This window comes from Rhodococcus sp. GB-02 (assembly GCF_053470465.1).
In genome coordinates this window covers 626,302-653,289 of the sequence record NZ_JBPUKE010000002.1, presented here as the reverse complement: position 1 = coordinate 653,289, position 26,988 = coordinate 626,302, and the positions used below count along the sequence as shown (strand labels likewise).

Genomic DNA, 26,988 nt, shown 5'->3' with positions numbered 1-26,988 from the left:
TGAGGCGTTGGAACAGTCCGGAAAGTGGGTGGTACGTGGCTATCCGTGAGGTCAGGCTCGACGCGGTCCTTCGGGCGCTGGGCGGAGCCTTTGTCGAGCTCGTCCTCGCACCGTCAGGTGATGACGTCTTCGTCGACTCCGTGGTGTTCGCGGAGGTCGGGGACCTCACACGCCCCGGAACCGCGGACGTCGAATCCTCTGAGCTCTGGCTCGCTGTCGGTATCGGCGCAGCCGAATTGGCAGCCTGGCTGAACCGCGTCGATCAGAAGGGATCAGCGCCTCGGGCCGTCATGTCGAAGGAGGCCTCGGACACGTCGGTGCGCGCGGCGGCACAGCGCGCCGGGATCGCCTTGATAGCAGTCCATCCGGACGCTCGTTGGGATCGATTGTTCACCACGATCCGGGGCGTGCTCGATCATTCGGTATCCCGTCAGGATTCTGAGGACGTTGTATTCGGCAGTGACACAGACTTGTTCGAGCTGGCGCAGAACGTCGCGTCACTCACCCGGGGGATGGTCAGTATCGAGGACGAGCGTTCCCACGTCATGGCATATTCGGCATCAGGAGATGCTGCGGACGAGCTCCGCCGGCAATCGATCCTCGGCCGCGAAGGACCTCGGGAATACCTCCGGAAGCTGCAGGATTGGGGCGTCTTCGAAAGCTTGCGGCGAAGTGACGACGTGGTCGAGGTGCCCGCGCACGAAGACCTCGCGATCAGGCGACGGTTGGTGGTTCCGATTCGCAGAATATCCGAGAACGTCAAGGGGGAGAGCGGTTTCAGTTCTGATCTGCTCGGCACTATCTGGGTTCAGGAAGGCCCGCTTCCCATCGTCGGCGATGCCGAGAGAGTGCTCCGCGGTGCCGCGGCCGTTGCAGCTCGGCTGATTTCGCGCATCCGAGACGCGCCGAGTAACGAGGCGATACAGGTTCAGCGCTTGCTCGGGGTTCGCGGCGGCGGTGTCGATGTTCCTTCTCTGGCGGCCTCGTTGTCCATCCCGATGTCCGGACCGGCGATGGTCGTCGGAGTGGCAAGTATCGGAAACGGTGGGCTGCCGTCTTCGGGCGAACTCGTGTCGTCGTTGCGCCTGCACGCCAGTGCCTTTCATCGTGAATCGCTGGTGAGTGCATTCGGCGCCCGGATCTATGTGCTGTTTCCGCGAACCCAATCCGTGAAATCCACAGTCTCGTGGACCCGTGAAGTTGTCGCGCGTTTGGACAAGGTGTCGCCCTCGGGTTTACGGGCCGCCGTGTCATCTCCGGTTTCGACGCTCACTGAGGTGGCTAGGGCTCGCGCCGAAGTGGATCGGGTCTTGGACGGAACGTCGGGGGATGTTCGTGTGACCACCCTCGCGGACTCGCGCACTCCGGTGCTGCTGGGCGAAATCATGGACACGATTGCGGCCGACGAGCAACTGCACGATCCGAGAATCGACGCGCTCGACGTCTACGACAGGCGTAACGGGTCGAACATGCGTGAAAGCGTCTCCGTTTACCTCGCGCATTCGGGCGATGTCCGACGCGCGTCCGAGCAGCTTCGCATTCACCCGAACACACTCAGGTATCGGATCAAAAGGGTCGAGGAGATAACAGATACCGACCTGTCCGAGCCCTCGACGAGGCTGTTGATGGAGATTCAGTTGGCGGCGTCCGCTCGCGCAGTGAGTTCGCCGAACCTGTCGGACCCCAGCAGTACTCTTCGCGAATGATCGACTCAGCGAAGGTGCCAGGCGCAGCGCGCGCGTATTTCGACGGCGGAGACGTCCGCGATGTGTTCACCGAAGACGCCGTGGTGCGTGACGACGGCCGGACGTACGTCGGGATCGAAGAAATCGTGGCGTGGAAGTCCGCCGTGTCGACGGCGTTCACCTTCACCCAGAAGATCGAGTCGGTCAACACCCCAGGCTCGGCCGTTGTCGTGTCGGTGAAGGTCGAGGGTGATTTTCCCGGAAGCCCCGTCCAGTTACATCACCATTTCACTCTCGACGGTGATCGGATTTCCGCTCTCACGGTGTGCCCCTGATGCCCACCGCTGACGAACTGCTCGGGAAATCCGTCGTCGCCGATCTGGCAGGCTGTCTAGAGCGAGCCTCCGGTCACACACGCCTCGCCCTCGTTCGGGGTAGTACATCCGAATTCGACGGTATGAGTCTCGGCGAACGTACCCGCGTCGTGCGGGACGCGATGACTGCCGAACTGCCTCAGGATCTTCCGGCCTTCGCCGAGATCATCCGCCGTGCGCTTTCAGAGGAGACCTTCACTGGTTGGATGATCTGGCCGGTGACCGAAGCCGTCGCCGTCACGGCGACACGAAGTGGCTCCGAGTCGGATTTCGACGAGGGAATGGCTCTCCTTGCCGAGCTGACGTCGCGTCTGACGGCCGAATTCGCAATTCGCACATTTCTCGAGACGGACCTTGACCGTTCGCTGGCGATCGCACTCACCTGGACCGGCCATGAAGACGAACACGTCCGGCGCTTGGCGACCGAAGGCACTCGTACTCGTTTGCCCTGGGGAAGACGAGTGAAAGAATTGACGGCGCGTCCCGAGTCGACAATCGTCATTCTCGACGAGCTGTATCGGGATGATTCGGAATACGTACGACGTTCGGTCGCAAACCATCTCAACGATCTCAGTCGTGCTGACGCAGCGCTCGCCGTGTCGACTGCGAAGCGTTGGTTACAGACACAGGATTCCAACACACTGAAAATCGTCAAACATGCATTGCGGACGTTGATCAAGGCCGGCGACCCAGATGCTCTGTCTCTCTTGGGTTTCGCGCCGCCTACCGACGTCGTGGTCGAGGGGTTCGTCATCGACCGCGAAACAGTCGATGCGGGTGGAGAACTCACCTTCGACTTCGCCGTCATGAACAACGGCAGCGATTCCGTCACCGTCGTGATCGATTACATCGTCCACCATGTGAAGGCCAACGGGCAGACGACGCCCAAGGTCTTCAAACTGACAACACGAACACTGGAACCTGGGGTGCCGGTCCGTATCGCGAAGAGGCATTCCTTCAAACCGATCAGTACCCGGAAGTACTACGCGGGCGACCATGCCGTCGAGGTACAGATCAACGGCGTACGCCAAGTGCGAGGGGTATTCCGTTTGGACGCGTGAATGACCCCACCCGTTGAGGCGGGGTCACTCGAGTCCTGAACGATGCCCGCACAGACGTCAGCGCATGACCTGTACTTGTTCGGCGATTCTGCTTCGACGGCACCGGGGTTCTGTAGCAACACGAAGTCGGCCTGGTCGAAGATGGCGAGCTCTTCGAGGCTGTAAAAGGTCGAAACCTTCCGATCGGGTGCAGCATGGGCGGTGTCGGTCACGACGTTCAAGCCGAGGTCCTGCGCAACCGACACTGCGAAGGTGTTGTTTTGCAGCCAGATCTGACCGCTGTCTGCGCCGGCGATCGCAATCGACTTGCCTTCGAGGAGACCACCGATCTTGGCTCGCGCTTGTGCAAGTTCGGCGTTGTATCGGGCGATGACGCGTTCGGCGACTTCGCGGCGATCGAGCGCCGTGAGCTGCGCGGTCATGGGCTGCTTCCAGGACGAGCCCGTCGTGCCCTCGTTGACGACGAGCGCCGCGGCGATGTCAGTGCCGAGCAGGCCCTTGTCCTGGTAGTGATCCCACCAGCCCTTCCCGACGACCAACAGATCGGGATCGTGGGGTGCCCAATTAACGTATTCGAACTTCGAAGCCGGAGCCTTACTCGAAAGCGCCAACCGCTCAGCGGATTTGGCCATTCTTCACGGACTCGTGCCACGGGACTCGCCCCTCGATTCGGCTTGTTGTGGAGGGGCGCGCCCATCTGATCCGAACTCGAGGTATCGTGGCCGTCATGCAGCGCGTCTATTTCTGGTTTAGCAGGCCGGCCCCGGGTGGGCCTGCCGGCGTAACCACGCGCTGACAACCTCCACCCAAGAGCCGGACTACAGACCGGCTCGCTGGAGTTTCTCTTCATCTCTGGGGTCGGCCTGAGAACAGGAAACCGAAAACCCCATGACTGTCACCATCGACACCACCGCAGCTTCGGACAGCCTCGACGATCAGCGCACTGTGAGTATCAGTCCGCTCGTGTCACCGGCGACTGTTCGTGCTCAGCACGCTCCGGACGAGGTCGCGGCCGCAACCGTGCGCACCGGTCGGGCCGACACGATCAACATCCTCAACGGTGACGACGATCGTTTGATCGTCGTTGTCGGTCCGTGCTCCGTGCACGATCCGGAAGCGGCGATGGACTACGCCCGCCGGTTGGCCGCCAAGGCCGAAGAACTGCGGGACGACCTGCACATCGTCATGCGCGTCTACTTCGAAAAGCCGCGCACCACTCTCGGGTGGAAGGGCCTGCTCAACGACCCCCACCTCGACGGCACGTTCGACATCAACACCGGGCTCGGTATCGGCCGCAAGTTGCTTCTCGACGTGTCGAGTCTGGGCCTGCCTGTCGGCTGCGAGTTCCTTGATCCGATCATGCCGCAGTACATCGCCGACCTGGTCAGCTACGGTGCAATCGGCGCCCGGACCGCCGCCAGTCAGGTTCACCGTCAGCTGTGCAGCGCGCTGTCCATGCCCGTCGGCATCAAGAATTCCACCGAAGGTGATGTGCAGGTAGCCGTCGACGGTACCCGCGCCGCGGCGGCGAGCCACGTGTTCCCCGGAACGGATCTCGACGGCCAGGCTGCCTTGATTCGGACCGCGGGCAACCCGGACTGCCATGTCATTCTTCGTGGCGGCAGCGACGGACCGAACTACGATGCCGAGACCGTCGCGGATACCCTTGCTCGCCTGCGTAAGTCGAACCTGCCCGAGCGCGTGGTCATCGACGCGAGCCACGGTAACAGCAGCAAGGACCACGAGCGTCAGGTCATCGTGCTGGACGACATTGCTCGACGTCTGACCGAGGGCGAGCAGGGAATCGCCGGCGTCATGTTGGAGAGTTTCATCGAGGCCGGTCGTCAGGACCTGACCTTGGGTAAGGCGGACGAGCTCACCTACGGTCAGTCGATCACCGACGCGTGCATCGACTGGTCCACCACGGCAGCGCAGTTGGACCGTCTGGCGCAGGCCGTTGCGGCTCGGAGGGGCTGACGCCCCCGTGCGCCTTTCTGGTAGCGCCAACTACCAAAAAGGCGCACAGGGCCGCTAGGCCAGTACTTCTCGCGTGGCCGTGACCAGGCGCTCCAGCCAGGCGTCGGTGCCGACGGCCTGACGTAGCGGTTCGTTGGGCAATTCGATGCTGACCGGCAGTCCGGCAGGCAGGGTCGACCAGATGTCGGCCAGGGCGATGTCGCCGGTGCCGGGCACCAGACGCTCTTCGCGGGCGTGACGGATCAGCTCTGAGTCATCGGTGGGAGCGGGGATCGAACCGTCACATATCTGGGCGTAGTGAAGCCACTCACGCGGGATGGACGCAAGATCCTCCAGTGTGGTCGCTGAGCGGTCGGTGTGCAATGCGTCGACCAGGACACTACGAGCCGGACCGTCTGCCGCCGAGACGATCTCGATGGCCGCACGCGCATCGGGCACCGCAGTCCACGGCATGAATTCGAGCGAGGCGACGATGCCGTAGTTCGCGCACAGTTCAGCGAGGCGGGCATAGGAGTCCGTGAGCCGAGCGCGGTCGCGGTCGTCGCCGCCCACCAGAACGGCTTTGGCTCCGAGCTGTGCGCCGGCTTCGAGCAGCGGAACGTAGTCGGTGGGGTCGAAGTCGGCTGCAAGACGGATGATTTCGAGGTCGAATACCTCCACCGGTGAATCTTCCAGTCGACGCACCAGTTCGTTCAACACGTGCTTGTCCTCGTGCAGAGGGTAGGCCGTCGTACCTGGTGCCGCGGGCATCAGGCGGATGCCGATGGTGTCGAAGCCGTGTTTTTCCGCCAAGTCGACGTGCTGCATCGGTGCGGTATCGAGCACCGTGAGGGCTGCCAGCCCTAGTGAGAGTGTCATGCGTGCGCTCCAACTGTCTTGGCTCCGGCCAGTTCCCGACCTGCTAGATACCCGAACGTCATAGCCGGGCCGAGGTTGATGCCGCCGGACGGGTAGTGCCCGCCCATCACGCTGGCCTGATCGACGCCCACTGCTAGCAATCCCTCGATGGGACGGTCGTTGTCGTCGAGCACATGCGACGACGAGTCGGTGACAAGCCCGGCGAAGGTACCGAAGCTACCCGGTACAACTTTCACCGCGTAGTACGGACCCTTCTGCAAGGGCGCGAGTGACGGGTTCGGCCAGGGATTGGCGGTATCACCGGATCCCCGGTTGAACGGTGTTGTGCCGCGACCGAACTCGGGGTCGTCGCCACTGCGAGCTCCGGCGTTGAATGTCGAGACGGTCTTTTCCAACTGCGCCGCATCGACGCCGATCTTCTCGGCCAAGTCCCGAACAGTGCGACCACGGATGAGGTATCCCGAGCGCAGGTACGGCTGGATCGGGATCGGTAGTGGCTTGGCCATACCGAGCGGGAGGTAGCGCACGTACTGCTGATCGGCGATCAGCCACGAGCACACCTCTTCGCCCTCAGGAACCTGCTCGACCATCGCGAGGGTGTAGTCGTGGTAGCCGAGTGCCTCGTTGACAAAACGCTTGCCGCTCGCGAGAACTCCGATGACTCCGGGCTTTCCGCGGTCGAGGATGTGGGGGAACACACCTTCCTTGCCGTTGCGGTAACGAACGATGGAGACGGGGCAGTAGGCAACTGGGGAGGCGAGCGTGCGGTCAAGTCGTCCACCCACGGATTCGCCGAGGGTGATGCCGTCGCCGGTGGTTGTCTTCGGGGTGAGCGACCAGTGCTCGTGTCCGGTGGGGGTGCGCGGGAACAATTCGCGTCGTCGGTCGATGTCCTGTGCAAAGCCGCCGGTGGCGAGTACGACGCCACGCGTGGCTGTTACCGAGTACGCACCGTCCGGGCCTTCGAGGCGGACACCGACAACGCGACCGTCATCGTCAGTCTGCAGCGATGTTGCCGACGTTTTCACCCGAAACTCGACGCCGAGATCGAGCGCTGAGCGAAGCATCATGCCGACCAGGGCGGTGCCGTTGACGAGTTGCTGACCGCGACGCTTGGTGGCGAGATCGAACATGTGCTTTGTCACGCGAACACCGCAGTGCACAAATGCTTTCGGCGATCGAGTCGAGTGCAGGAATGCCTGCAGGTCGGGGCCGGCCATGATGCCCATGCCGAGGAATGACGTCTCGTACAACTGTCGACGGAGCAGCGCCGCGACGTCGGGACCGAGCTTTCGCAAGCTCACCGGTTTCGGTCCGACGGAACGATGACCCGTGCCGGCTCCCGGTGTGTCGCCGTGAATATCGGCGATCTTGGCTCCGGGGACGAACTTCAGCGCAGTCTTGCGTTCGAAGAACTCGACCATCTCCGGTGCACCGTCGAGGAGTGCATCCACCTTGGCGGCGTCGAAGTTGTCGCCGAGTCGGTTCTCCAAATATGTCCGCGGCGCCGAACGATCCTCGACAACTCCGTCGGCTATGGCAAACATGTTGCGCGGGGTCCACATCCACCCGCCTGACCAGGCCGTTGCGCCGCCGCAGGTGTCGGCCTTCTCGACAACGAGTACCGACGCGCCGCCATGTGCTGCGGCAATTGCTGTGGAAAGCCCGCCTGCGCCGGAGCCCACGACAACCACGTCGTAGGTGAGGGGGGTACTGCTACTCATTTCTGCTCCTTGGCAGTTGTTGCGAGGGTCGGTGTCGATGTCAGTTCGACAACCTTCCCAGTTCGTGACGATTCGTAGATTGCGGCGATGATGGCCAGCGACGCGCGGGCGTCGCGTCCGGTGACAGCGGGTTCGCGCCCGCTCAGGACCGCGTCGGCGAAGTCTTGCACCTGCAGGGTGTGGAAGTCGGTCAGTGCCGCATTGACCGCGCCCACATCAAGATTCGCATCGATGTCCGCCGAGTACGGCGCTTGGAACTCCACTTCGCCTGGCACGGTCCACATTTCGTTGACACCCTCGTGCCCTTCGGGGAACTCGAGGACACTGGCGATTGCGCCGGTGCGCCCGATCACCGTGACGCGGTTGCCCAGATTGTGATTTGCACCGGTAGTCGCGGTGACGGTGGCGGTGCCGCCCGAGGCAAAGGAGATCACAGCTGACGCGCTGTCCTCGGTCTCGATGTGCTCACCGTGGGTGTGGGTGCGGATGAAGCCGCTGACCGAGACGGCCTCGCCCATGAACCAGGCCAGCATGTCGATCTGGTGCACGGCCTGCGTCATGAGGACGCCGCCGCCGTCGGTGTCCCACCGTCCACGCCAGGCGTCGGCCGAGTAGTAACTCGACGGGCGGTGCAGGATCACCGACGCCTCGCCGAGCGTGGGCAGTCCGATCCGGCCGTCGTCGATGGCGTCCCGGATACGACGCGCGGCCGGCCAGAAGCGGCGTTGGAAGAGGACGCCGAAGGTGATACCGGCGCGGTCGGCGGCCTCGATCATGCGGTCGGCGGCAGCAACATCGACCGCGATGGGCTTCTCGCACAACACATGTACACCCGCGTCGGCAGCGGCCACGACTACCTCTTCATGTACCGGGTGCGGCGTGCAAACGGTGCAGGCGTCGAGTCCGAGAGCGAGAAGTTGCTCCACTGAACTCACGGCTGCGGGAATGCCGTGCGCTGCCGCGAACTCCTGGGCGCGTCCGAGATCGGGATCGCAGCAGCCGATCACCTCGACGCCGGGGACTTGTTGCAGGGCTCGGGCATGGTTGCCGGCGATCTTGCCGCAGCCGACGATTCCGACTTTCAACGTCATCAGAAATGTTCCTCTGCTTCGACGTCCCGCGCCGCAGACTCGCCGCGGTCGAGACTGTTCAGTGCTTCGATGTCCTCGCCGGTGAGGGTCACGTCGAGTGCTGCCAGGTTCTCGGCCTGGCGCGTCGGATTCGCGGACCGCGCGACCGGAACCACGCCCTGCGCGACATGCCACGCGAGGACCACCTGCGCAGGGGTGCAACCCATTCGACCGGCGATCTCGCTCACAACGGCGTTGTCGAGCACATCGCCCCGGCCGAGCGGACTCCACGACTGAGTGAAGATGTCAAGTTCGTCGTTTGCGCGGCGAACCGGGATACGAGCGAGTGAAGGGTCCATCTGAATCTGGTTGACTGCCGGTGCCTCGCCGGTTTCAGCGACGACGCGGCGCAGGTGGTGCTCGAGGAAGTTCGACACACCCACGTACCGAACCAGCCCGGCGTCGCGGCAGGCGAGCATCGCCTCGAATGACGAGACGTAACGATCGATTCGTGGGAGGGGCCAGTGAATCAGGAACAGATCCAGTCGGTCCAGTCCCAGTCGTTCCAGGCTCTGCTCGAGCGCTCCGCGGATGTCACCGGAAACCTGTTCGTTTCCACGAAGTTTGGTCGTGACGAACAGTTCGTCTCGCTGCACACCAGATTCTGCCAGCGCCACACCGACAGCATCCTCATTGCTGTAGATCGCGGCGGTGTCGATGAGGCGGTATCCAGCCTCGATGCCGGAGAGGACGGACTTCGTGGCGTCCGCGCCTACCAGGGGCCAGGTTCCGAGTCCGATGGGCGGCAATGCAGTTGCCACCGATGCGGCTGCCTGTGTAGTCATGCGTGAATCTCCTGACGGGCCGCAGCGGCGGCCGTGATCGTGACGGCGACATCGGCTGCGGTGACGAGTGCAGCGTGAATGGACCCGCCGTCTCCGCTCGCATCGCCGACCGTATGGACTCCGAGTCGTGGTGCCAGTGAACGGAGTTCTGCAAGAAGTTCCGAACGCGGCTCGACGCCCTGCGAGATCAGGAGTTCGCCGGGAGCATCAACCTCGCTCAGCACACCGGCCGTCGAGATCGTGACCGAGGCGGTGTCGACCTTGGTGACGATCGAGCGCAGGTAGGTCGTGAGGTTCTCACTTGCGGCCAGGCGCGGCAGCAGCACGATCTTTCCGCGGCGTCCGACGTCGTGCGCGATGGTTTCCTGCGGGCCGATCATGACGACCTGCGTACCATTCTGGAGCAGCTCGTCGGCGACGGCGGCAGCCTCGCGGTCGGCGCCGAAAATGGTGATTGCTTCGGGGGCAGGATCGCCGGAGACGAGGAATTCGCGGACGTCGCGAACGGTACGGGTTGCTGCTCCGGGGAGATCGATCACAGGGCCGACGCCGCCGGCGGCAAGAACTATGGCGTCGAAATCGCCACCAGAGAGCAAAGCAGCATCTGCCCGGGTCGAGGTGTGGCAGTGGACCCCGAGTTCAGCCAGTTCCGCGACGTACCAGTCCATGATTTGCCCGTATTCGGGATACTCGTGCAGCTTCGATGCCAGAGCGAAGTCGCCGCCGAGGCTGGGGCGTTCGTCGTACAGGTCGACGCGATGACCGGCAAGTGCGAGGTCGCGGGCAGCGGCCATTCCGGAGGGACCGGCACCGATGACGGCGACCCGCACGGTGGCATCAGCCGGCTTTGTAGGCTGGTCCAGTTCACGTCCGACCCACGGGTTGACGGAGCAGGGAATGGGGCCGGCGGCCAGGCTGTCGATGCAGTAATTGCAGGCGATACACGGGCGGTAGCGGCCACCGTCGATAGCGCGATTCGGGAAATCCGGATCAGCGTGCAACGTACGCGCCATGCTGACGAAGTTGGCCTGCCCGGATTCGATGATCTGCGCGGCGATCTCTGGCGACGTGATGCGTCCGGCCACACCCACCGGGATATCGAAGTCTCGCTGGTACTGCTCGGAGTACGGCGCGAGGAGTCCGCGGGACCATTCACCGGGCTGGATGATCCACTGTCCCGCTTCGTAGTTGCCGGCCGAGACGTCGAGGAAATCGAGTCGGTCGGTGTCGATGGCGTCGATGCGCGCGCGGGTTGTCTCGGCGTCGAGCCCGCCGTCAATGCCTTCGAAGGCTGAGAATCGTAGTCCCAGAGTGATTCCCGGAGCATGTTCGTGGACGGAGGCGATTACCTTGTTGACGAACAAGGTGGGGTCGGCCCACTCGTCGTCGCGGTGATTGTAAGCAGGGGAGAGGAACTGGTGGATCAAGTACCCGTGGCCACCGTGCAGGGAGATGACGTCGACGCCCGCCTGCTGGCAGCGCGCCGCGGCTTCACCGAAACACTCGATGATGTGCTCGATATCGTCGCCGTCGAGTTGTTCTGGCATCTCGCCGCCGACAACCAAACACGGAATCGGTGTCGGGGCAACGGGAACAAATCCACTGACCGACCCCTGCGCCGTGCGTCCACCGTGGTTGAGTTCGACTCCGACGAGGGCGCCGTGAGCGTGGATCGCGTCGACCATCTTCTTGATGCCGGGAATCCGTTCGTCGACGTCGACGCCCATCTGCCGGATGCGTCCCTTGCCGTCGGCACGCACGTAGCTCGCTTCGGTGAAGATCAGTGCAGCACCACCTTCGGCGCGGCGGGCGAGGTACGCGATGTACTCGTCCGTCATGGTGCCGTCGACTTCGCAGTAGTTGCGTTCCATCGGGGCGGACACGAACCGGTTCCGGAGTCGGACTCTGCCCATGTCGAGAGGTTCGGCGAACGGCGCAGTCACGTTCATCAGTGCTCCTGGCACTTCGCGAGAAAGTAGGTGTTCGGTTGTGCTCATGCGCGTGCCGTCTCGGAGAGCAGTTCGCGCAGATGGCTGCGCATGCGATCTGTATCGGCTTCGATACCGGTCAGGAGAGTGAAGGTGTCCGAGGCTTGTGCCACCAGCATCTGGCCACCATCGAGAACCGAGCATCCGAGAGCGAGTGCAGCGTCGAGTAATTCGGTGCGCATCGGTCGATAAACGATGTCCGCGACCCATAACTCGGAGTGCAGTGCCGCGGGGTCGAAGGGGGTTCCGGGATGACCGACCATGCCGATTGGTGACGCATTCACGACTCCGTCGCACGTAGCCAGATTGTCGGCGATCTGATCGATCGTCAAAGCCGTTGTGCGCGTGCCAGGGAAGGCCGAGGCGACGCGAGAACACACATCGGCAGCGCGATCGGGATCAATATCTGCGATGCGAAGATCCGTGGTACCGGCGGCGGCGAGTGCGTATGCCACAGCGGAACCCGCCCCTCCTGCCCCTGCAAGCACCACTCGGTCCAAGGCAGCGTCGGGCAAACCGCGCTGCAGTGCTGTGAGGAATCCGCTGTGGTCTGTGTTGTGGCCGATCAAACGCCCGTTGTCGACCACAACCGTGTTGACGGCACCGAGCAACCGCGCGTTGTCGGACAGCTTGTCGAGCGCGTCCACGACAACCTGCTTGCACGGGTGGGTGATGTTCAGTCCGGTGAAGTCGCTCGCGACGGCGCCACGCACCACCTCACCGGTTTTCTCGACCGAGATATTCAGGTTCTCGAGATCGATCAGTTCGTAGCTGTAATCGTCGAGTCCGAGTGCTGCTGCTTCGTATGCGTGCAACGCGGGCGAGAGTGAGGTGGCGATACCCGACCCGACCAGGCCGATGCGGTGACGTGTGTATTCGGTAGTCATGACATTCTCCTGCATAAGTGGGGACGGCCCCTCGCGGCAATTCAGCGCGAGGGGCCGGTCCGGTCAAGCGTTGTTGCTGGTGAGCTCTGAGTCCTGCTTGCTCGGCAGGCTCGGCTTCGGTTGGCCCAGTTCCGCTGTGGGCGTGCGGTACGTTTCCGGTCCGGTCATTGCCGCGATGGCTGAGATGACGGCGAAGCCCAGGCACATCCATGCAACCGGTGTCCAGTTGCTCTTGTCTCCGGCCGAAATCGCTTGGGCGATAGCAGGTGTGAAGCCGGCGACAAGGAGTCCGAGCATGAGGCTGACGGCCATTCCGGTGTATCGGACCTTCGCGGGGAACTGCTCCGGGAAGTATGCCGGGTACGTGCCGTTGGGCATCGCGTAGAAGATGCCGATCATGACAATTCCCGAAGCGAAGACCATGGGGACGCTTTGGGTTCCGATCGAATGGAAGAACACGAAGATCATCAGGCCGGCTCCGATGGCACCGACGACGAAGATGGGCTTACGTCCGTAGCGATCCGAGAGAATGCCGAACAGCGGCTGAGTCAGTACGGCAACAAAATTGGCGGTCGCGATGGCCCACAGCATCGTGGAGCGTTCGAATCCGGATTCGACGGCGTACGCCAGGGCGAAGACGTTGACGATGGTGTTGATCATCGCGAAGGTCGAGCTCATGCTGATACGGATTACGGTGCGCCAGTGCGAGCGGAACATCTCGACGACGGGAATTCCGGCCGTCTCGTCCTGTTCCTTGAGTTCTTCGAATACCTCAGGCTCATCAAGGGCTCGACGTAGCCACAGCGCAACGACGGTCACGATGATGCTGAGCCAGAAGGGAACTCGCCAACCCCACGAGTAGAGGTCTTCGTCGGGCAGGCTCGCCACTGGGATGAATACCAGGCTGGAGACGACGATGCCGAACATGATCCCGCTCATGGTGAACGAGGTGAAGAACGAACGACGGTGATCCGGTGCGTGTTCGAGCGTCAGTGCCGAAGAGCCGGGTGATTCACCGCCGGCAGAGAGCCCTTGAAGTAGGCGAAGCAAGACGAGAATGATCGGCGCGGCGATGCCGATCTGGTCGTAGGTCGGCAGGCAACCGACGATGACCGTCGCAACACCCATGAGGAGCAGGCAGGCGAGAAGCGCGTTCTTGCGTCCGTACCGATCGCCGAGGTGTCCCCACATCACTGCGCCGAGTGGGCGCGCGACGTAGGCCACGCCCAGGGTGCTGATCGAGAGCAGCGTTGCCGTCGAGCCGCCGCCAGGAAAGAAGATCTTGGGGAACACGAGCGCGGCTGCGGAGCCGTAGATGAAGAAGTCATAGTACTCGAGGGTGCTGCCGAGGAAGCCCGAAACAGCGGCGCGGCGCGCATTCGAATTCGGGTGCTCCTCGGTGGAGTGCGTGGAACCGGTGGAGGTGATCGGTGGTGCCATGTGAAGTCCTTTCGTCCCGATGGGCCGGCCGTGGCGGCACGTTTGGTGATGCACCACGCATCGGTGACGTCCCTCACCTTTCGGCGGCTGAGACGACAGTGCCACGAAGGACTATGGCGCGTCCAACACTAAATGAGTCTCAGATAATGACGTTTTTGGTCTCAATATCCGGCGTAGGCAGAATCTCCTCGGATGTCTCCAGTGCGACGGCGAGCGCATCGGTCATATGTCGGGGTGACCAGGCAATTCCGTGATTCATGAACGTCGGCTCGCCGGTGAGCGGGACGAACACACTGCCAGGTGGGGTGATGGCAGCCATGCCGGACGTCATCAGGGCTACACCGACGCCGGCAGCAACAAGCATCAGGATCATGTACGGATCGGTGATCTCCTGGACTACGCGAGGTCTGAAGTCGGCATTCATGCAGGCCCGCATCGCGGTCTCCTGCAGTGCCGAGCCGGCCGAGAGCGGGGTGGTCACGAATCCGTCGCCGGCCAATTCGCGGAGATCGATCGCGTCCCTCTCGGCAAGGGGATGGTCGATCGGAAGTACTGCGCCGAACGCCTCCCGTCGGATAAGTCGGGTAGAGAGCGATGCGGATTCCACCGGTAGCCCGACGAAGGCGAGATCGAGGGCGCCGCTCTCGAGTTGAATGACCGCGTCGCGCGTCATGATCCGGCCGAGAAGTGTCAGTTCGACTTCGGGATAGCGCTGACGCAACGCGCGGGTGAGCGGCGGAAGTGCTTGATAGTTGAGCACTCCGGTGAATCCGATCGTGACTCGTCCGTAGACGCCTCCCGAGGACGCACGCGTAGCGTGCCGTGCGGTTTCCATGTTCTCGATGACGCGATAGGCGTGGGGGAGAAAGGCGTGTCCGCCGGACGTGAGCGCGACGCTACGGGTGCTTCGTTCGAACAACTTGACGCCGATGTCTTTTTCGAGCTTTCGGATCATTTGGCTGAGCGGCGACTGCGCCATCTGGAGCCGTGACGCGGCCCGTCCGAAGTGAAGTTCTTCCGCAACCGCGACGAACGCGTGCAACCAGCGGGTTTCCATCGACAACGCCTCCAGGTATTTGACGTCGAGGACAAACGCCATATATTCAGAATTTCTACACAGTGTGACGGCAATTATGCCTATTTGCAACATAAACTGAGTGCGTAATGCACAGAAACTCAGGAGTGAAGAGGATGCAGAGTTACCCGGAAGGTGTCACCGCGCTCATCACCGGCGGTGCGAGCGGAATCGGCGCCGCCAGCGCAAAGTTGCTGATGGAGAAGGGGGTTCGGGTGATAACGGCAGATCTTACCGAGGGAGCGCACGAACAACTCGACGTGAGTGACCCGGTCGCCGTCGACGCGCTTCGTGCCCGAGTCGGCAGTGTCGACATCTTGATCAACAGTGCGGGAATTGTCGGGCCGTCAGCGCCGCTGGTCGACGTCGATCTTGCGGCCTGGCAGCGTACGTTCCGCATCAACGTCGAGGGAACATTCCTCATGTGCCGGGCATTCGTGCCGGGGATGGTCGCGTCGGGGTGGGGGCGGGTCGTCAATCTCGCGAGTATTGCTGCCAAGGACGGAAACCCGAATCAGAGTGCGTATTCGGCGTCCAAGGCGGCCGTTGTCGCGCTGACTAAATCACTCGGCAAAGAGGTCGCCACCACCGGCGTGCTGGTCAACGCGATAGCGCCGGCGGCCGTGGAAAGCCCCATGAATGCCGGCACCGATCCGGCCATTCTCGCCCGTTCGCAATCATTGACGCCGATGGCGCGGATGGGGAAGGCGGACGAGATCGCCGAACTGATCTCCTGGCTGTCGTCGTCTGCGGTGAGTTACTCGACCGGTGCCGTGTACGACGCCAGCGGTGGCCGCGCAACGTACTGAAATGCCTTCTGGAGGGAGCCGATCAGAATTGGAGCAGCGACTGCCACAGTTCACGAGACGCATCCTGGTACTCGAGCATGTGCGAGATCAGGTCTCGCAGTGGCTGCGTTGGTTCGAGCTCTTCCGGAAGTAGTGGATTGCGGACGATGACCGCGATGATCGCACTGCCCAGGGCAAGTGATTCGCGGGCGGCTTCCTCGCGGCCGATTGCCGCCAGGCGGGTTTGCGCCTGTGTGAGTGCTTGGCGAGCCTCGGCAATGTCGGCCAACAGGGCCTCCGAGTTCCAGAGTGTGCGGATTGTCGAATCATCCTCGGGGGCAAGGTGATCAACTTTCATGAGCGACGATTCGGGAGCGGCGCCGAGTCGACGGAGAGTGCGGCGAGCGATGTCGATTCCGCCGGCGAGATTGTTCGGACGGACTGCCAGTGTGGGCTTCCAGTCCTCGTAGCCCGCCAGGCGCAACGCTTGATCGTGCCGGCGGGCGGCGGTGCGATCGCTTCGTTTGAGCCCTGAGTGCTCGACGGCGATCCAGGTGCCGTCCCATGGACGTATGCGATCGGTACGAGTTCGCCACCCCTCGACCTCGCTGTAGGTGGGGATGCCGTCCGGGTTGAGGACGTACGTTCCCCGGGCGGTGCGACGCAGTTTGTCCTCGCGGCACAGACGGCCCGCTGCCACGCGAATGCTCGATGCGCTGACGCCGACAATCTCGCCGGCCCGGGTCAGCACGGCGGTGCTGAACTCGGCGTCCGGGCTCGCCGTTGCGAGGTCCAGCACAACTCGGGTTGCGGACATTCCTCGATCAGTTTGTAACAACTTTTGAACAACTCCTGACAAATTCTGTTACAAGTGGCATGGTGGGTACCGGGAAACCTTATCCGCGAGCAGTGAGGAAATATCGTGACCGACTCCGATCGACCAGGTGGCGATGTCTATGTGGAGCGTGACGGTGGCGTCACCGTTGTCGTGATGAATCGCCCCGATCGCAAGAATGCGGTTGACGGACCGATGGCGGCGCAGTTGCGTGATGCCTTCCTGGAGTTCGAGTCGGACGAGAGCCAGAAGGTGGCGATTCTGTGGGGTGCGGGCGGCACATTTTGTGCCGGTGCGGATTTGACCGCAGTCTCCGATCCCGCCCGCGTGCACGAGTTGCATCCGGAAGGCGGCGGCACCGGTCCGATGGGGCCGAGTCGGTTGGTGTTGTCCAAACCGTTGATCGCCGCCGTCAGTGGATACGCGGTTGCAGGAGGGCTCGAGCTGTCGTTGCTCGCGGACCTGAGGATCTGCGAGGAAGATTCCGTGTTCGGAGTCTTCTGCCGACGCTGGGGAGTTCCACTCATCGACGGCGGGACCGTGCGACTGCCGCGAATTGTCGGGCAGGGGCGAGCGCTCGACATGATCTTGACCGGTCGTCCGGTTGACGCTCCGGAGGCGCTGACCTTCGGACTGGCCAATCGTGTTGTTCCAGTGGGTCAATCACTCCAGGCGGCCAAGGACCTTGCGCACCAGTTGACCGCTTTTCCTCAACTCTGCATGCTCGCGGATCGCGCGTCGGCCTACCGATCTTTTGATCGACCACTTGCGGAAGCCTTGCGAGCCGAGGGCGTCGCAGGAAATCCCATTGTCATCGCTGAAGGTGTGCGCGGCGCTGCTGCGTTCGCCGCGGGCGCCGGCCGGCACGGCCGATTCGAGAACAACCCGAATTCGAACGAGGAAACTGAACCATGATGCCCATAACCAAAGACCTGATCGCCCGTGGCGCGCGACAGCACGGACCGCGAACAGCCGTCGTCTTCGGCGATCGATCGATGACGTTCACGGAAGTGGACGAACTCAGCAGCCGATTGGCGCATACATTCATCGCCCTCGGTATCGGGCGGGGTGCACGGGTTGCGTTGCTGGTCAACAACTCTCTTGCCAGCGTGCCTGTCGATTTTGCGTGTGTCAAAGCCGGCATCAACAGGGTTCCGCTCAACTCGCGACTGTCGCTGGACGAGCACGCGAGAATGCTCGAGGACACCGACACCTCGCACGTCGTTTTCGGTACTGACCTTGCGGACCGAGCTGCTGAACTGTCCGCCAGGTTCCCAGATCGGACGTTCGTCGGGCTGGAAACGAACTCGGAGGGACAGCTTTCGCTGTTGGATCGAGCGCAGAGCATGCCTTCGGACATGCCGGACATCGAGGTGGCTCCCGACGATGTGATCCTGACGCTGTTCACGTCCGGCACTACGGGAACATTGAAGGCCGCGCAGCACACTCAGCGCAGTTACGCCGCCATCTGCCGCAATGTGCTGCTCAATCTTCTTCCGGCGACTCAGGACGACACCATGCTGCATGCGGCATCGCTGATCCATGCCAGCGGTGTGTTCGTGCTTCCGTTCTGGCTCCGCGGCGGAAAAACCGTCATCCTTCCCGGTTTCGACCCGTCGACGTTCTTGAACTCGATAACCGAGCATCGTGCCACCGCGATCAATCTGGTGCCGACGATGATTCAGATGCTCCTCGAACGCCCTGATTTCGCCAGCGCAGACGTCTCGAGTCTGAAATCCGTGATCTACGGTGCGTCGCCGATGCCACTGGCCACCATCGAACGGGCAATGCAGGCGTGGGGGCAACACCGCTTCCTGCAGTACTACGGGCAGACCGAGGCGCCGCTGTGTATCGCAGTCCTTCGGCCCGAAGACCATACGGAGGATCGACTACTGTCCTGTGGTCAGCCCGCCATCGACGTCGAGATCAGGCTGCTCGACGGCGAAGGACGCGAAGTGCCGCAGGGAGAACCGGGTGAAATTGTGATCCGCTCGCCATCTGCGATCGCCGGATACTTCAACGCACCGGAACTGAATGCGGACACCTTCACCGAAGACGGTTGGGTTCACACACGCGACATCGGCCAGTTCGATGCCGACGGATTCCTGTTCCTGAAGGACCGGGCTTCGGACATGATCATCAGCGGCGGATACAACGTCTACCCCCGTGAAGTCGAGGATGCACTCCTGACGCATCCGTCTGTTCGTGAGGTCGCCGTGGTGGGCACCGCAGATGCCAAGTGGGTGGAGGCGGTCACGGCCGTGGTTGTCCTCGCGGACGGGACCGTCGAAAACGACTCACTGCAAGCATCATTGGTCGCTCATGTTGGCGAGCGACTGGCGTCGTACAAGAAGCCGCGTCGGGTCGTTTTCGCAGAATCCATACCGAAGACGGCCGTCGGCAAGCTCAATCGGAAGGCGCTGCGAGACGGACTCCGCGACGCTATCTGACTCCGCGAGTGCGGAATTGAACGCTGATTCTCGGCCCGAGGGCCCGCGCACTCTTGGGGACGCAGTGTTCCCACGTGCGTTGGCAGGATCCGCCCATCACGAGGAGATCGCCGTGCCCGAGATTGAACCGGATGGATTCGCCGCCCCCACGGGGACGCAGTAGTAGTGGGCGAGCGGCGCCGAGAGACAGGATGGCAACCATCGTGTCCTCGGTGCGGCTTCGTCCGGTGTCGTCCCCGTGCCAGGCAACGCTGTCGGAACCGTCGCGATAGAAACACAGACCCGATGTGGTGAATGGTTCGCCGAGTTCGTTGAAGTAGTGCCTGCTCAGCACGTCCTTCGCTTCGGTGAGAAGTGCGTCCGGCAGTCGTTGATTCTCCGCGTAGAAACACACCAGACGAGGGACGTCGACAACGCGGTCGTACATCTGACGCCGTTCGGATCGCCACGGGACCGTAGCTTCCAGATTGTCGAACACGGCCTCCGATCCGGTCAGCCAAGCAGGGCGATGGTCGACCCAAGCGCCCGCGGTGAGGATACGTCTCTGCACCGTGCCCTCGAGATCGTCCAAAGAGACGCCCAGGTCACCGTTGTCGAACAAAGACGGTTGCATCGTGGCGGTCATGGGCACCACAGTACACCGGAATCGAACATATGTTCCCATGAATTCGGATTGCAGTGCTGGACGGCTGTTCATCCTTGCTGGGTGATGTCCGGCGGCGTGAACCTTTGAATACTGTTCTCACGCTATTTCGCCGATGAAGGGGATGTCATGACTGCTCCGCGCCAATCTCATGCGAACCACCCTGTCCGACAAGGCTTTGCCATCGGGACCACAGTGGCGGCAGCCTGCCTGCTCTTCGTTGCGGGAATCGTCGCGCTGCTGCAAGGCATAGCGGCTCTCGCGGACAACGATCTTCTGATCGTCGGAGTCAATTACACCTTCGAATTCGACGTCACGACGTGGGGTTGGATCCACACCGTGCTCGGAATCATCGGCATCGCGGTGTCGTTGGGATTGTTCGTCGGCATGGCGTGGGCCCGCGGGATGGCATTCGTCATCGCGGCACTTTCGATCGTGGCGAACTTTCTGTGGTTGCCCTACTACCCGCTGTGGTCGATCGTGATCATCGCTCTCGACGTCGCTGTGATCTGGGCTGTCGCGACATGGCGACCCGACGAGGTCTGATCGACTGACCAGAGTGAGTGGTTCACCTGCGACAGGTGAACCACTCACTCTGCTGTGTCCGGGCCTCCACGGTTGGCTCCATCACCGCACGGCGTCAACGCCGTTTCGGTGATTCGCGCTCCTGGTTCTCGCGCGGACGCATGTCCTTCGTCGATCGGTGTGGGAAGCCGTGGATCATCGAGCAAGAAATCCAGCAGATCACGACCGTTACTATTCCGAGTCCGATCGACGCGATTGGTTCCTGTGTGGCCAGCCATACGCTCAGTCCGATTGCCGTCCCGACGATCAGAATCAGGATGGTGTCGAGTCGTGTCGTTTGCATCGAAATCATCGCCTGGCGCAGATTGTTTTGGCGGCCCGCTTGTTTTGGCGGCCCGCCACCCGGCGAGTGACAGCCGGGGGCAGACCTTGCGCGGCTGACCCCTCGCTTTGGAAATCGCCGCCGCAAGTGATCAATACCCGGCAAATTCGTCCGTGAAACTCCTGACCGATAGAACAGGACCTTTGCCCGGTCAGATCGAGTCCGCGCGGTTGGCCGCCTCGATGAATCGGGACCAGCACGGTACGCGGACGCTAATGGGAGAGAGTGTCTTTCGGCCCTGTCCGCGGGGGAACTCATTGGCGAGATATTCGAGGAGGTTTGCCCCGTAGTAGACGATGTCGGTCTGCCACGCGGAGATCACTGGCGACCCTGAGGGAGAGGTTGCGGCGGGCGTGAAGCGGTGTCTGAAGACCGGGACAAGGCGCGGCCACGCTCCGATCTGTTGACGCACGATTGTGGCAACGTCCTCGGGTGAGGCGGGCATTGTGCCCCACGATGCCGGCCAGAACGGTGGTTGTTGATGCAGTGCATCCCAAATGAAACCTTCGGTGACACTATCCAACCAAATTCCCAACTCGACGTCGTCGGCGCTGCGCCAGTTCGGCCAACCGTCGCCAAGTGGTAGCGCCGTGGCAAGGAGGCTGCGGTGGTCTGGATTGAAATGAAATCCAAAGCGTTCGTGGACGGTATCGAACTCAGCATCGGTCAGGCCCTCGCTGAGTTCTATCCCGGCTCCGTTGAGCAGTGCCGCTGCTTCGCGCCCGACGTGCTTCATTTCAGGAGTCTTGCAGATGCCACGTCCAGAACGGCAACGATGCTCTGGTCGATTACCGCACAATCGCCCGGCCGGCCTGTTGGTCGAACCCACGTTGAGATTGTACATACTAGTTGTTACAGTCGGATCGTGAACTCAAAGGACCAGCTGACGGGTGCGATGGCAGAGCTGTTGTGGGAGCGCGGCTATGCGGCGACGAGTCCACGTGACGTGATGGCACGTGCCGGGGTTGGTCAGGGCAGCATGTATCACCATTTCAGTGGAAAGCACGAACTCGCGGTAGAAGCGCTGTCTGCAGTTACCGGAGAAATGACGGGCAAGTCATCTCCATTGGGTGGAGAAGGCTCGCCCCTCGAGCAGATGAAGCGCTATCTCTCGTTGCCGCGACCGGGTACTCGGGGGTGCCGGGTGGGTCGGATGACCCAGGACCCGGAAGTGGTCACGGACCCAGAACTGATCGCAGTCGTTGCGAATGCCTTCGACACCATGCTGAACCATTGGGAGCGGGCGATCACTGCCGCGATTGCTGCAGGAGAACTTCCGACGAGCATCGTCCCGGCGGATCTCGCGCGCACGCTCGCAGCCGTCCTGCAGGGCGGCTATGTACTTGCCCGCGCGCAGGGTGAACAGGGCCCGATGGACGCGGCGGTTCGTGGAGCCATTTCCCTGCTCGACGCCGCCCAGTCCGCTCTCCGCACCGATCACTGACCAACTCGAGAAAGAGAAAATCGATGTCCGTTCGTGTCGGAATCAACGGCTTCGGCCGTATCGGTCGCAGCTACCTGCGGGCTGCGCTACGCAGCGATGCGGATGTCGAGATCGTCGCGATCAACGACATCGCCGACGCCGCAACCCTCGCTTCGCTCCTTGAGTGGGACTCGGTGTCCGGTCATCTGGAGGGCGTTGAGGTCGACGGGGACGCGATTCTCGTTGCAGGAAAGCGCATTCGCGTCACCTCTGAGCGCGAGCCTTCCCTCATCCCCTGGCGAGCCGAACGCGTCGATGTCGTCATAGAGTCGACCGGCCGATTCACGGACTCGGTCAACGCTCGCCAACACCTGACAGCGGGAGCGCGAAAGGTGATCATTTCGGCGCCGGCCGACAGCGATGTCCCTGCAGTTGTACTTGGGGTAAACGCCGACGTCCTCGATATGTCGGAGGACGTATTCTCGAACGGATCCTGCACGACCAACTGCCTCGCACCGATGGTGAAGGTGCTGCACGAGGCGTTCGGCATCGAGTCCGGACTTATGACGACGGTCCACGCCTACACAAGCGACCAGCGCCTCCACGATGCTCCTCACAGCGATCTCCGGCGCGCCCGCGCCGCGGCATTGTCCACGATCCCGACTTCCTCCGGCGCCGCCGCCACCATCGGGCGGATCATCCCAGAGCTGGACGGAAAACTAACCGGACTCTCGCTACGCGTCCCCGTGCCAGTCGGTTCCATCACCGACCTCACTGCCCACCTCTCACGACCGGCGACTGTCGTGGAGATCAACGAAGCATTCCGCGCCGCATCGCAGACTCCCGAACTCTCGTCTTACCTTGCCTATTCGGAGGCGCCACTTGTCTCTGCCGACATCGTCGGCAATCGTCACTCGGCAATCTTCGATGCGCCCCTCACACAGGTCGTCGGCGAACAAGTCAAGGTCTTCGCCTGGTACGACAACGAGTGGGGTTTCTCGAATCGCCTCGTCGACCTCTCGCAGCGCGTCGGCTCATAGAGACCAGACGCAAGGGCGGGAGGCTTTGCCTGTAAGGCTGTGCGATGAGAACTGCTGTGCGATGAGAACTGCTGTCCCTTGGGAAACCCTCGCACGGACGATACCCAGGCGTGGTGCCCGCAATATCGATCCGCCATCGTCTCGACTGGCCAAGGGCGTGGGATAGAGATGCGTTTTCAGTGCCCGCTCACAACTGCCGAACCTGATTGGCGTCGCCAGAACCCAGGAAAGGTGCAGGACAAGCTGATGTGCACATCCTGGTGGAGACACTCACCGAAGCGGATCGACAACCAGCCACTGCACCGTGCCATCTACGTTCCACAGTGCATCGGGGTTGTCGAGCGAGGCCGCGTACGTTGCCGCAGCTTGGTCGCCGGCGATCTCACCGCTCTCACCCGACGGCGGGTGGGGTTCGAGGAATTCGGAGGGGTGCGGCCCTGGCCATGCAGGCACGTCGAACGGGGAAATGCTGGTGTCGATGAGGGCAGGTCGATGCACGGTCACCCGGTCGGGAACTTGCTTGGTTTCCGCTGCCACGGCGATCCCTGGTCCTTCGGCAGCTTCGCCGTCGCCGCTACCGCATCCGGCCACTGCAAGAACAAGTCCCGTGATTGCCACACCCACTACCGGATGACGGATCCGCACCGTTTCTCCTAGCCGGGGCTGACCCCGTTCGAACTCCACTATTGCATCTCGCCAACTCCTCGGGATGCGTCTTTCGATAAAAGTGGGAATCGCACTGAACGTGCCCGACAGGAGAATTGCATTGCGAATCACTCGGGCAGTCGAGTCTGCGACCTCTGCCCATTTCGGTTGATCGACCAGGGGTGCAAATTCCGCTCGTTGTACCGTGAGCCATGCCGACCCTGCTTCGACGTGCATTCAAGATCGGCGCGGTAGCGCTGGCAACGATTGTGGTGGCGGCCTACCTGTATCTGGCCTTCACTTATCGCAGCGCTGATGTCTTTGCGCCGCCATGGGGCGAGACGTACATCAGCTATTCGCTTTCGGGTGGCCCATGATTCCGCGGGGACCGAGTCGAACTCACATCACGTCGTCTGCCGTCGCTCGTCGTGCTACCGCTGCACCGGACTGCGCTTGCCACCGTTCTTCGATGCGGCCGTACCGCCACACGAGTAGAGCAATCAGCCAGGTGGCGACAAAGAGTCCGACGATGATGAAGCCCATCGCACCGAGATCTAGGTTTCCGACAGCGCCGAGAATCCCGTCGTGGATGTCGAGTTTGTCGGTGAAGATCGAGATGATTTCCTGGGTCCCGATCAGCAGGGCGACTGCCACCGAGAGTCCGGTGATCACCATGTTGTAGTAGATCTTTCGGACCGGCTGAGCAAATGCCCAACCGTAGGCGAAGTTCATGAACGATCCGTCGATCGAGTCGAAAAGCGACATCCCGGCGCAGAAGAGGATCGGCAGAACGAGGATCGAATACCACGGGAGCCCTGTCGCCGCCGCGCCGCCGGCGATCACCAACAGTCCGACTTCGGTGACGGTGTCGAATCCCAGTCCGAACAGGAGACCGACCGGGTACATGTGCCAGGGCTTGCGAACCATCTTCATCACCGGGCCCAGAATCTTGTTCAGGGCGCCGCGGCTGTCGAGTTCCTTCTCGAGTTGTTCCTCGTCGAAGGTTCCGGCCTTGTACTTCGTGTACACCCGATGAATCCCGATGAGAGAGACAAGGTTCAAGATTCCGATCAAAATCAGGAACGTGCCGGAAATGGTGGTGCCGAACAAGCCGGCCCACTTCTCCAGATCGGAGTTGTCGTCGGAAAGGCTGGTGGCCAGTTGCCGCACACCCAAAGCCAAGAGGGCGACGAGAACGAAGACGATGGTCGAATGTCCGAGCGAAAACCAGAACCCGACGGACATCGGTTTCTTGCCGTCCGCCACCAACTTCCGAGTGGTGTTGTCGATAGCGGCGATGTGATCGGCGTCGAATGCATGGCGCATGCCGAGCGTGTACGCCGTGACACCGAGTCCGATGCCGAAGACACTGCCTTCGATCGTGTAGTGGCCGGGGACAACCAGACCGAGAAGAACTGCCCACCCGACGACGTTGAGCGCTACGACGGTGACGGTCATCCCGATGATGCTTCGACGCTGGCCTCGATCCAGACTGTGCCAAGCGCTGGCGATTCGAGTGCCCGTCGTGGTCATTGTCGTGGACATCGAACCTCACCGATCCTTCAGTCGCGGCCGGCGGCCACGCTACTGAAATCGTATAAGTGTTCAACTGTTCAGATAAGCGCCTGGAGGTTACAAATTGCCCATTCGGGAGTAAAGATATTTTGCGCGTCGATGGGAAATGCTCAGGCGAACACGGTATTGACCAGCGCGACGTAGATCGTCGTTCCGACGACGATGCTCAGGACGGCATTCTTTCGCCAGAGGTGCGCGGCGATCGTGGCGCACACTGCAATCAGTTCGGGTAGGCCGTGAGAAGGAGCGGTGATCGACACCCCTTTGAGTGAATACATGACGAGGATCAACATGACGCCTGCTGGCATGTAGATGCCGAGGTACCCGACCAGGGCGGAGGAGCGCAGTGGCATGAGCGCGGCGAACGGAATCGCCCGCAGCGCGAAGGTGACCACGGCCATGACGGCGACCGCCGCAAAGATGTACGAGGTGTCAGGCATCGATCTTCGCCTTGCGCGAGTCGTAGACGAAGCGGCAGATCAGGAAGAGCACGAAGGCGCCCATCGCAATTGGCAACATGTGGTCCGGCGCTGCCAGCCGGGCGACCAGAGCGCAGGTGACCGCGGCGACCGGCACCGCGAATCCTTTTTGCGCGCGAATTGCTTCGATCGAGAGGACGACGAACAACGCCGTCAGGGCGAAGTCGAGGCCGACGATCGAGTCCGGAATCCATTGTCCTGCTGTCGCACCCAGAATCGCGCCACCGATCCAGTAGCCGTGGAGGTACAGCTGGGAGTAGACGATGGTGCGGCCGGTGAGTGCCTTGGGATCGGCAGTCACCGACATCGCGTACGCCTCGTCGGTCAGCGCGAACATGCTGTAGAAGCGAGCGAAGGGATTTCGAATCTTCTCCAGCGGAAAACTCAAGGCGTAGAACACATGTCGAAAGTTGACCAGCAGTGCAGTCAGAGCGACGTACGGCAGTGGTGTCATGGCCGCGACCATTCCGACGGCGAGAAATTCCAGCGATCCTGCGTAGATCAGCGAGGTGAAAGCGACTGCCCACCAAGGGCTGAGCCCTTGTTGGACCACAAGAACACCAAGTGCGATCCCGAGTGGGAGCAGGCCGAATCCGACCGGTAGCGACAGCTGGAAGGCGTGCCGCCACGCCGGGGTTCGCGGTGGGAGTTCGACGGCTGGTGCGGCCGTCGACGATGCTGGTTCGATCACGACGCAAATCTATAACAAAGATCGAGGTGATCGATTGCTCAGAATGCCCACATATTGAACAGTGCGCAATAATAGTGCGATGGATGCCATGGATGACGCAATTTTATTTCACCTCCGTCAGGACTCGAGTTTGACGAACACGGAATTGGCGGATCTGGTGGGTCTGACACCGTCCCCTTGCCTGCGCCGCGTGAAAAAGCTCGAAGCCGATGGAATCATCACCGGGTACCGCGCGATCGTCAGTCAGGAGGCGCTCGGTCGAGGATTTCAGGTGATCGTCACCGCCGAGATCGGAGTCAACGATCAGGCGACCATCGAGGACTTCGAATCCCAGGTCGCAGCCTTCGACGAAGTGATCGAATGTCGGCGATTGTTCGGAATTCCCGACTACTTCATTCGGGTCGCGGTGAAAGATCTCGCGACGTACGAGAACTTCATGGTCACCAAGCTCAGCGGGCTTCCGGCTGTCTCGCGGGTGACGTCGCTGATCACCATGAAGACCATCAAGAGTGTCGACTGACGCCCGGA

29 protein-coding genes are annotated in these 26,988 nt (G+C 62.0%); 12 read left to right on the top strand and 17 right to left on the bottom strand.

The window, feature by feature from the left end; all coding sequences use genetic code 11:
• Window positions 1-35: 35 nt before the first annotated feature.
• Genes ACSW29_RS16195 through ACSW29_RS16185 form a run of 3 tightly spaced genes read left to right on the top strand, consistent with a single transcriptional unit; the run spans window position 36 to window position 3,120 of the window.
• The gene (locus ACSW29_RS16195) at window positions 36-1,706 is read left to right on the top strand and encodes a PucR family transcriptional regulator (RefSeq protein ID WP_448277703.1); all 1,671 of its coding nucleotides are present in this window, start codon (window positions 36-38) and stop codon (window positions 1,704-1,706) included.
• The gene (locus ACSW29_RS16190; RefSeq protein WP_019744997.1) at window positions 1,703-2,020 is read left to right on the top strand and encodes a nuclear transport factor 2 family protein; all 318 of its coding nucleotides are present in this window, start codon (window positions 1,703-1,705) and stop codon (window positions 2,018-2,020) included. Before ACSW29_RS16195 ends, ACSW29_RS16190 begins: the two co-directional genes overlap by 4 nt.
• On the top strand, window positions 2,020-3,120 hold the full coding sequence (locus ACSW29_RS16185; protein ID WP_448277702.1) for a DNA alkylation repair protein: 1,101 nt from the start codon (window positions 2,020-2,022) through the stop codon (window positions 3,118-3,120). The genes ACSW29_RS16190 and ACSW29_RS16185 overlap by 1 nt, the downstream gene beginning before the upstream one ends.
• Here the strand turns inward: ACSW29_RS16185 and ACSW29_RS16180 are convergent.
• Complete coding sequence (locus tag ACSW29_RS16180; RefSeq protein WP_230814577.1) at window positions 3,042-3,752, bottom strand: hypothetical protein; 711 nt, start codon at window positions 3,750-3,752, stop codon at window positions 3,042-3,044. The two genes, ACSW29_RS16185 and ACSW29_RS16180, sit on opposite strands and share 79 nt — an antisense overlap.
• A gap of 256 nt (window positions 3,753-4,008) precedes the next feature.
• Here ACSW29_RS16180 and ACSW29_RS16175 point away from each other — a divergent pair, with 256 nt between their 5' ends.
• Complete coding sequence (locus ACSW29_RS16175) at window positions 4,009-5,097, top strand: 3-deoxy-7-phosphoheptulonate synthase (RefSeq protein WP_003940571.1); 1,089 nt, start codon at window positions 4,009-4,011, stop codon at window positions 5,095-5,097.
• Window positions 5,098-5,151: 54 nt separating this feature from the next.
• On the opposite strand, the gene ACSW29_RS16170 is transcribed toward ACSW29_RS16175, so the two are convergent.
• From ACSW29_RS16170 to ACSW29_RS16135, 8 genes are all read right to left on the bottom strand, one after another.
• On the bottom strand, window positions 5,152-5,955 hold the full coding sequence (locus tag ACSW29_RS16170) for a sugar phosphate isomerase/epimerase family protein (RefSeq protein WP_448277701.1): 804 nt from the start codon (window positions 5,953-5,955) through the stop codon (window positions 5,152-5,154).
• Window positions 5,952-7,679 carry an FAD-dependent oxidoreductase gene (locus ACSW29_RS16165; protein WP_448277700.1) on the bottom strand — a complete coding sequence of 576 codons (1,728 nt, stop codon included), beginning with the start codon at window positions 7,677-7,679 and terminating at the stop codon, window positions 5,952-5,954. Before ACSW29_RS16165 ends, ACSW29_RS16170 begins: the two co-directional genes overlap by 4 nt.
• Window positions 7,676-8,770, bottom strand: a complete 1,095-nt coding sequence (locus ACSW29_RS16160; RefSeq protein WP_230814574.1) for a Gfo/Idh/MocA family protein — start codon at window positions 8,768-8,770, stop codon at window positions 7,676-7,678. The genes ACSW29_RS16165 and ACSW29_RS16160 overlap by 4 nt, the downstream gene beginning before the upstream one ends.
• Window positions 8,770-9,594 carry an aldo/keto reductase gene (locus ACSW29_RS16155; protein ID WP_347874532.1) on the bottom strand — a complete coding sequence of 275 codons (825 nt, stop codon included), beginning with the start codon at window positions 9,592-9,594 and terminating at the stop codon, window positions 8,770-8,772. Before ACSW29_RS16155 ends, ACSW29_RS16160 begins: the two co-directional genes overlap by 1 nt.
• Window positions 9,591-11,543 carry an oxidoreductase gene (locus ACSW29_RS16150; protein ID WP_448278160.1) on the bottom strand — a complete coding sequence of 651 codons (1,953 nt, stop codon included), beginning with the start codon at window positions 11,541-11,543 and terminating at the stop codon, window positions 9,591-9,593. Before ACSW29_RS16150 ends, ACSW29_RS16155 begins: the two co-directional genes overlap by 4 nt.
• 44 nt (window positions 11,544-11,587) lie before the next feature.
• On the bottom strand, window positions 11,588-12,469 hold the full coding sequence (locus tag ACSW29_RS16145; RefSeq protein WP_448277699.1) for a shikimate dehydrogenase: 882 nt from the start codon (window positions 12,467-12,469) through the stop codon (window positions 11,588-11,590).
• A gap of 63 nt (window positions 12,470-12,532) precedes the next feature.
• A complete protein-coding gene (locus ACSW29_RS16140; protein WP_448277698.1) occupies window positions 12,533-13,909 on the bottom strand; it encodes an MFS transporter in 1,377 nt (458 codons plus the stop codon).
• 139 nt (window positions 13,910-14,048) lie between these two features.
• The gene (locus ACSW29_RS16135; RefSeq protein ID WP_448278159.1) at window positions 14,049-14,966 is read right to left on the bottom strand and encodes a LysR substrate-binding domain-containing protein; all 918 of its coding nucleotides are present in this window, start codon (window positions 14,964-14,966) and stop codon (window positions 14,049-14,051) included.
• Window positions 14,967-15,100: 134 nt separating this feature from the next.
• On the opposite strand from ACSW29_RS16135, the gene ACSW29_RS16130 reads away from it, so the two are divergent.
• Window positions 15,101-15,793 (top strand): SDR family NAD(P)-dependent oxidoreductase, encoded by a 693-nt coding sequence (locus ACSW29_RS16130; RefSeq protein WP_448277697.1) that lies wholly within the window; start codon window positions 15,101-15,103, stop codon window positions 15,791-15,793.
• 22 nt (window positions 15,794-15,815) lie between these two features.
• Here ACSW29_RS16130 and ACSW29_RS16125 read toward each other — a convergent pair whose 3' ends face one another.
• Complete coding sequence (locus ACSW29_RS16125) at window positions 15,816-16,589, bottom strand: hypothetical protein (protein ID WP_317828699.1); 774 nt, start codon at window positions 16,587-16,589, stop codon at window positions 15,816-15,818.
• 105 nt (window positions 16,590-16,694) lie between these two features.
• On the opposite strand from ACSW29_RS16125, the gene ACSW29_RS16120 reads away from it, so the two are divergent.
• A complete protein-coding gene (locus ACSW29_RS16120) occupies window positions 16,695-17,522 on the top strand; it encodes a crotonase/enoyl-CoA hydratase family protein (RefSeq protein ID WP_317828700.1) in 828 nt (275 codons plus the stop codon).
• The gene (locus ACSW29_RS16115) at window positions 17,519-19,057 is read left to right on the top strand and encodes an AMP-binding protein (RefSeq protein ID WP_448277696.1); all 1,539 of its coding nucleotides are present in this window, start codon (window positions 17,519-17,521) and stop codon (window positions 19,055-19,057) included. Before ACSW29_RS16120 ends, ACSW29_RS16115 begins: the two co-directional genes overlap by 4 nt.
• Here the strand turns inward: ACSW29_RS16115 and ACSW29_RS16110 are convergent.
• Window positions 19,050-19,682 carry an alpha-ketoglutarate-dependent dioxygenase AlkB gene (locus ACSW29_RS16110; RefSeq protein ID WP_448277695.1) on the bottom strand — a complete coding sequence of 211 codons (633 nt, stop codon included), beginning with the start codon at window positions 19,680-19,682 and terminating at the stop codon, window positions 19,050-19,052. The two genes, ACSW29_RS16115 and ACSW29_RS16110, sit on opposite strands and share 8 nt — an antisense overlap.
• A gap of 147 nt (window positions 19,683-19,829) precedes the next feature.
• Between ACSW29_RS16110 and ACSW29_RS16105 the strand changes: the two genes are divergently transcribed.
• Window positions 19,830-20,246 carry a DUF7144 family membrane protein gene (locus ACSW29_RS16105; protein ID WP_448277694.1) on the top strand — a complete coding sequence of 139 codons (417 nt, stop codon included), beginning with the start codon at window positions 19,830-19,832 and terminating at the stop codon, window positions 20,244-20,246.
• A gap of 94 nt (window positions 20,247-20,340) precedes the next feature.
• On the opposite strand, the gene ACSW29_RS16100 is transcribed toward ACSW29_RS16105, so the two are convergent.
• Entirely contained in the window at window positions 20,341-20,568 is a 228-nt protein-coding gene (locus ACSW29_RS16100; protein WP_448277693.1) for a hypothetical protein, read from the bottom strand.
• A gap of 190 nt (window positions 20,569-20,758) precedes the next feature.
• Window positions 20,759-21,343, bottom strand: a complete 585-nt coding sequence (locus tag ACSW29_RS16095; protein ID WP_448277692.1) for a hypothetical protein — start codon at window positions 21,341-21,343, stop codon at window positions 20,759-20,761.
• A 129-nt stretch (window positions 21,344-21,472) separates the two neighbouring features.
• On the opposite strand from ACSW29_RS16095, the gene ACSW29_RS16090 reads away from it, so the two are divergent.
• On the top strand, window positions 21,473-22,051 hold the full coding sequence (locus ACSW29_RS16090) for a TetR/AcrR family transcriptional regulator (protein WP_448277691.1): 579 nt from the start codon (window positions 21,473-21,475) through the stop codon (window positions 22,049-22,051).
• 23 nt (window positions 22,052-22,074) lie between these two features.
• Complete coding sequence (gene gap, locus ACSW29_RS16085) at window positions 22,075-23,070, top strand: type I glyceraldehyde-3-phosphate dehydrogenase (RefSeq protein WP_448277690.1); 996 nt, start codon at window positions 22,075-22,077, stop codon at window positions 23,068-23,070.
• A 270-nt stretch (window positions 23,071-23,340) separates the two neighbouring features.
• On the opposite strand, the gene ACSW29_RS16080 is transcribed toward gap, so the two are convergent.
• Window positions 23,341-23,715: a hypothetical protein gene (locus tag ACSW29_RS16080; protein ID WP_448277689.1), complete on the bottom strand. Its 375-nt coding sequence runs from the start codon at window positions 23,713-23,715 to the stop codon at window positions 23,341-23,343.
• 212 nt (window positions 23,716-23,927) lie between these two features.
• Between ACSW29_RS16080 and ACSW29_RS16075 the strand changes: the two genes are divergently transcribed.
• Window positions 23,928-24,092 carry a hypothetical protein gene (locus ACSW29_RS16075; protein ID WP_448277688.1) on the top strand — a complete coding sequence of 55 codons (165 nt, stop codon included), beginning with the start codon at window positions 23,928-23,930 and terminating at the stop codon, window positions 24,090-24,092.
• A gap of 22 nt (window positions 24,093-24,114) precedes the next feature.
• Here the strand turns inward: ACSW29_RS16075 and ACSW29_RS16070 are convergent, their stop codons facing one another.
• The 3 genes from ACSW29_RS16070 to ACSW29_RS16060 form a co-directional block, all read right to left on the bottom strand.
• Window positions 24,115-25,260, bottom strand: coding sequence for a HoxN/HupN/NixA family nickel/cobalt transporter (locus tag ACSW29_RS16070; protein ID WP_448277687.1), 1,146 nt, complete (start codon window positions 25,258-25,260; stop codon window positions 24,115-24,117).
• A gap of 140 nt (window positions 25,261-25,400) precedes the next feature.
• The gene (locus ACSW29_RS16065) at window positions 25,401-25,730 is read right to left on the bottom strand and encodes a branched-chain amino acid transporter permease (RefSeq protein ID WP_003940007.1); all 330 of its coding nucleotides are present in this window, start codon (window positions 25,728-25,730) and stop codon (window positions 25,401-25,403) included.
• Window positions 25,723-26,460: an AzlC family ABC transporter permease gene (locus ACSW29_RS16060; protein ID WP_317828707.1), complete on the bottom strand. Its 738-nt coding sequence runs from the start codon at window positions 26,458-26,460 to the stop codon at window positions 25,723-25,725. Before ACSW29_RS16060 ends, ACSW29_RS16065 begins: the two co-directional genes overlap by 8 nt.
• A 79-nt stretch (window positions 26,461-26,539) precedes the next feature.
• Here ACSW29_RS16060 and ACSW29_RS16055 point away from each other — a divergent pair, with 79 nt between their 5' ends.
• Entirely contained in the window at window positions 26,540-26,980 is a 441-nt protein-coding gene (locus tag ACSW29_RS16055) for an Lrp/AsnC family transcriptional regulator (RefSeq protein ID WP_020970517.1), read from the top strand.
• The last annotated feature ends 8 nt before the right edge of the window (window positions 26,981-26,988 follow it).

Coding starts and splice junctions, on each gene's coding strand:
- ACSW29_RS16070 (WP_448277687.1), bottom strand. CDS start 25,260: ATGTCCACGACAATGACCACGACGGGCACTCGAATCGCCAGCGCTTGG.
- ACSW29_RS16140 (WP_448277698.1), bottom strand. CDS start 13,909: ATGGCACCACCGATCACCTCCACCGGTTCCACGCACTCCACCGAGGAG.
- ACSW29_RS16165 (WP_448277700.1), bottom strand. CDS start 7,679: ATGAGTAGCAGTACCCCCCTCACCTACGACGTGGTTGTCGTGGGCTCC.
- ACSW29_RS16110 (WP_448277695.1), bottom strand. CDS start 19,682: ATGACCGCCACGATGCAACCGTCTTTGTTCGACAACGGTGACCTGGGC.
- ACSW29_RS16075 (WP_448277688.1), top strand. CDS start 23,928: ATGCCGACCCTGCTTCGACGTGCATTCAAGATCGGCGCGGTAGCGCTG.
- ACSW29_RS16055 (WP_020970517.1), top strand. CDS start 26,540: ATGGATGCCATGGATGACGCAATTTTATTTCACCTCCGTCAGGACTCG.
- ACSW29_RS16100 (WP_448277693.1), bottom strand. CDS start 20,568: ATGCAAACGACACGACTCGACACCATCCTGATTCTGATCGTCGGGACG.
- ACSW29_RS16170 (WP_448277701.1), bottom strand. CDS start 5,955: ATGACACTCTCACTAGGGCTGGCAGCCCTCACGGTGCTCGATACCGCA.
- ACSW29_RS16150 (WP_448278160.1), bottom strand. CDS start 11,543: ATGAACGTGACTGCGCCGTTCGCCGAACCTCTCGACATGGGCAGAGTC.
- ACSW29_RS16095 (WP_448277692.1), bottom strand. CDS start 21,343: ATGAAGCACGTCGGGCGCGAAGCAGCGGCACTGCTCAACGGAGCCGGG.
- gap (WP_448277690.1), top strand. CDS start 22,075: ATGTCCGTTCGTGTCGGAATCAACGGCTTCGGCCGTATCGGTCGCAGC.
- ACSW29_RS16135 (WP_448278159.1), bottom strand. CDS start 14,966: ATGGAAACCCGCTGGTTGCACGCGTTCGTCGCGGTTGCGGAAGAACTT.
- ACSW29_RS16175 (WP_003940571.1), top strand. CDS start 4,009: ATGACTGTCACCATCGACACCACCGCAGCTTCGGACAGCCTCGACGAT.
- ACSW29_RS16185 (WP_448277702.1), top strand. CDS start 2,020: ATGCCCACCGCTGACGAACTGCTCGGGAAATCCGTCGTCGCCGATCTG.
- ACSW29_RS16065 (WP_003940007.1), bottom strand. CDS start 25,730: ATGCCTGACACCTCGTACATCTTTGCGGCGGTCGCCGTCATGGCCGTG.
- ACSW29_RS16130 (WP_448277697.1), top strand. CDS start 15,101: ATGCAGAGTTACCCGGAAGGTGTCACCGCGCTCATCACCGGCGGTGCG.
- ACSW29_RS16190 (WP_019744997.1), top strand. CDS start 1,703: ATGATCGACTCAGCGAAGGTGCCAGGCGCAGCGCGCGCGTATTTCGAC.
- ACSW29_RS16180 (WP_230814577.1), bottom strand. CDS start 3,752: ATGGCCAAATCCGCTGAGCGGTTGGCGCTTTCGAGTAAGGCTCCGGCT.
- ACSW29_RS16125 (WP_317828699.1), bottom strand. CDS start 16,589: ATGTCCGCAACCCGAGTTGTGCTGGACCTCGCAACGGCGAGCCCGGAC.
- ACSW29_RS16145 (WP_448277699.1), bottom strand. CDS start 12,469: ATGACTACCGAATACACACGTCACCGCATCGGCCTGGTCGGGTCGGGT.
- ACSW29_RS16155 (WP_347874532.1), bottom strand. CDS start 9,594: ATGACTACACAGGCAGCCGCATCGGTGGCAACTGCATTGCCGCCCATC.
- ACSW29_RS16160 (WP_230814574.1), bottom strand. CDS start 8,770: ATGACGTTGAAAGTCGGAATCGTCGGCTGCGGCAAGATCGCCGGCAAC.
- ACSW29_RS16115 (WP_448277696.1), top strand. CDS start 17,519: ATGATGCCCATAACCAAAGACCTGATCGCCCGTGGCGCGCGACAGCAC.
- ACSW29_RS16105 (WP_448277694.1), top strand. CDS start 19,830: ATGACTGCTCCGCGCCAATCTCATGCGAACCACCCTGTCCGACAAGGC.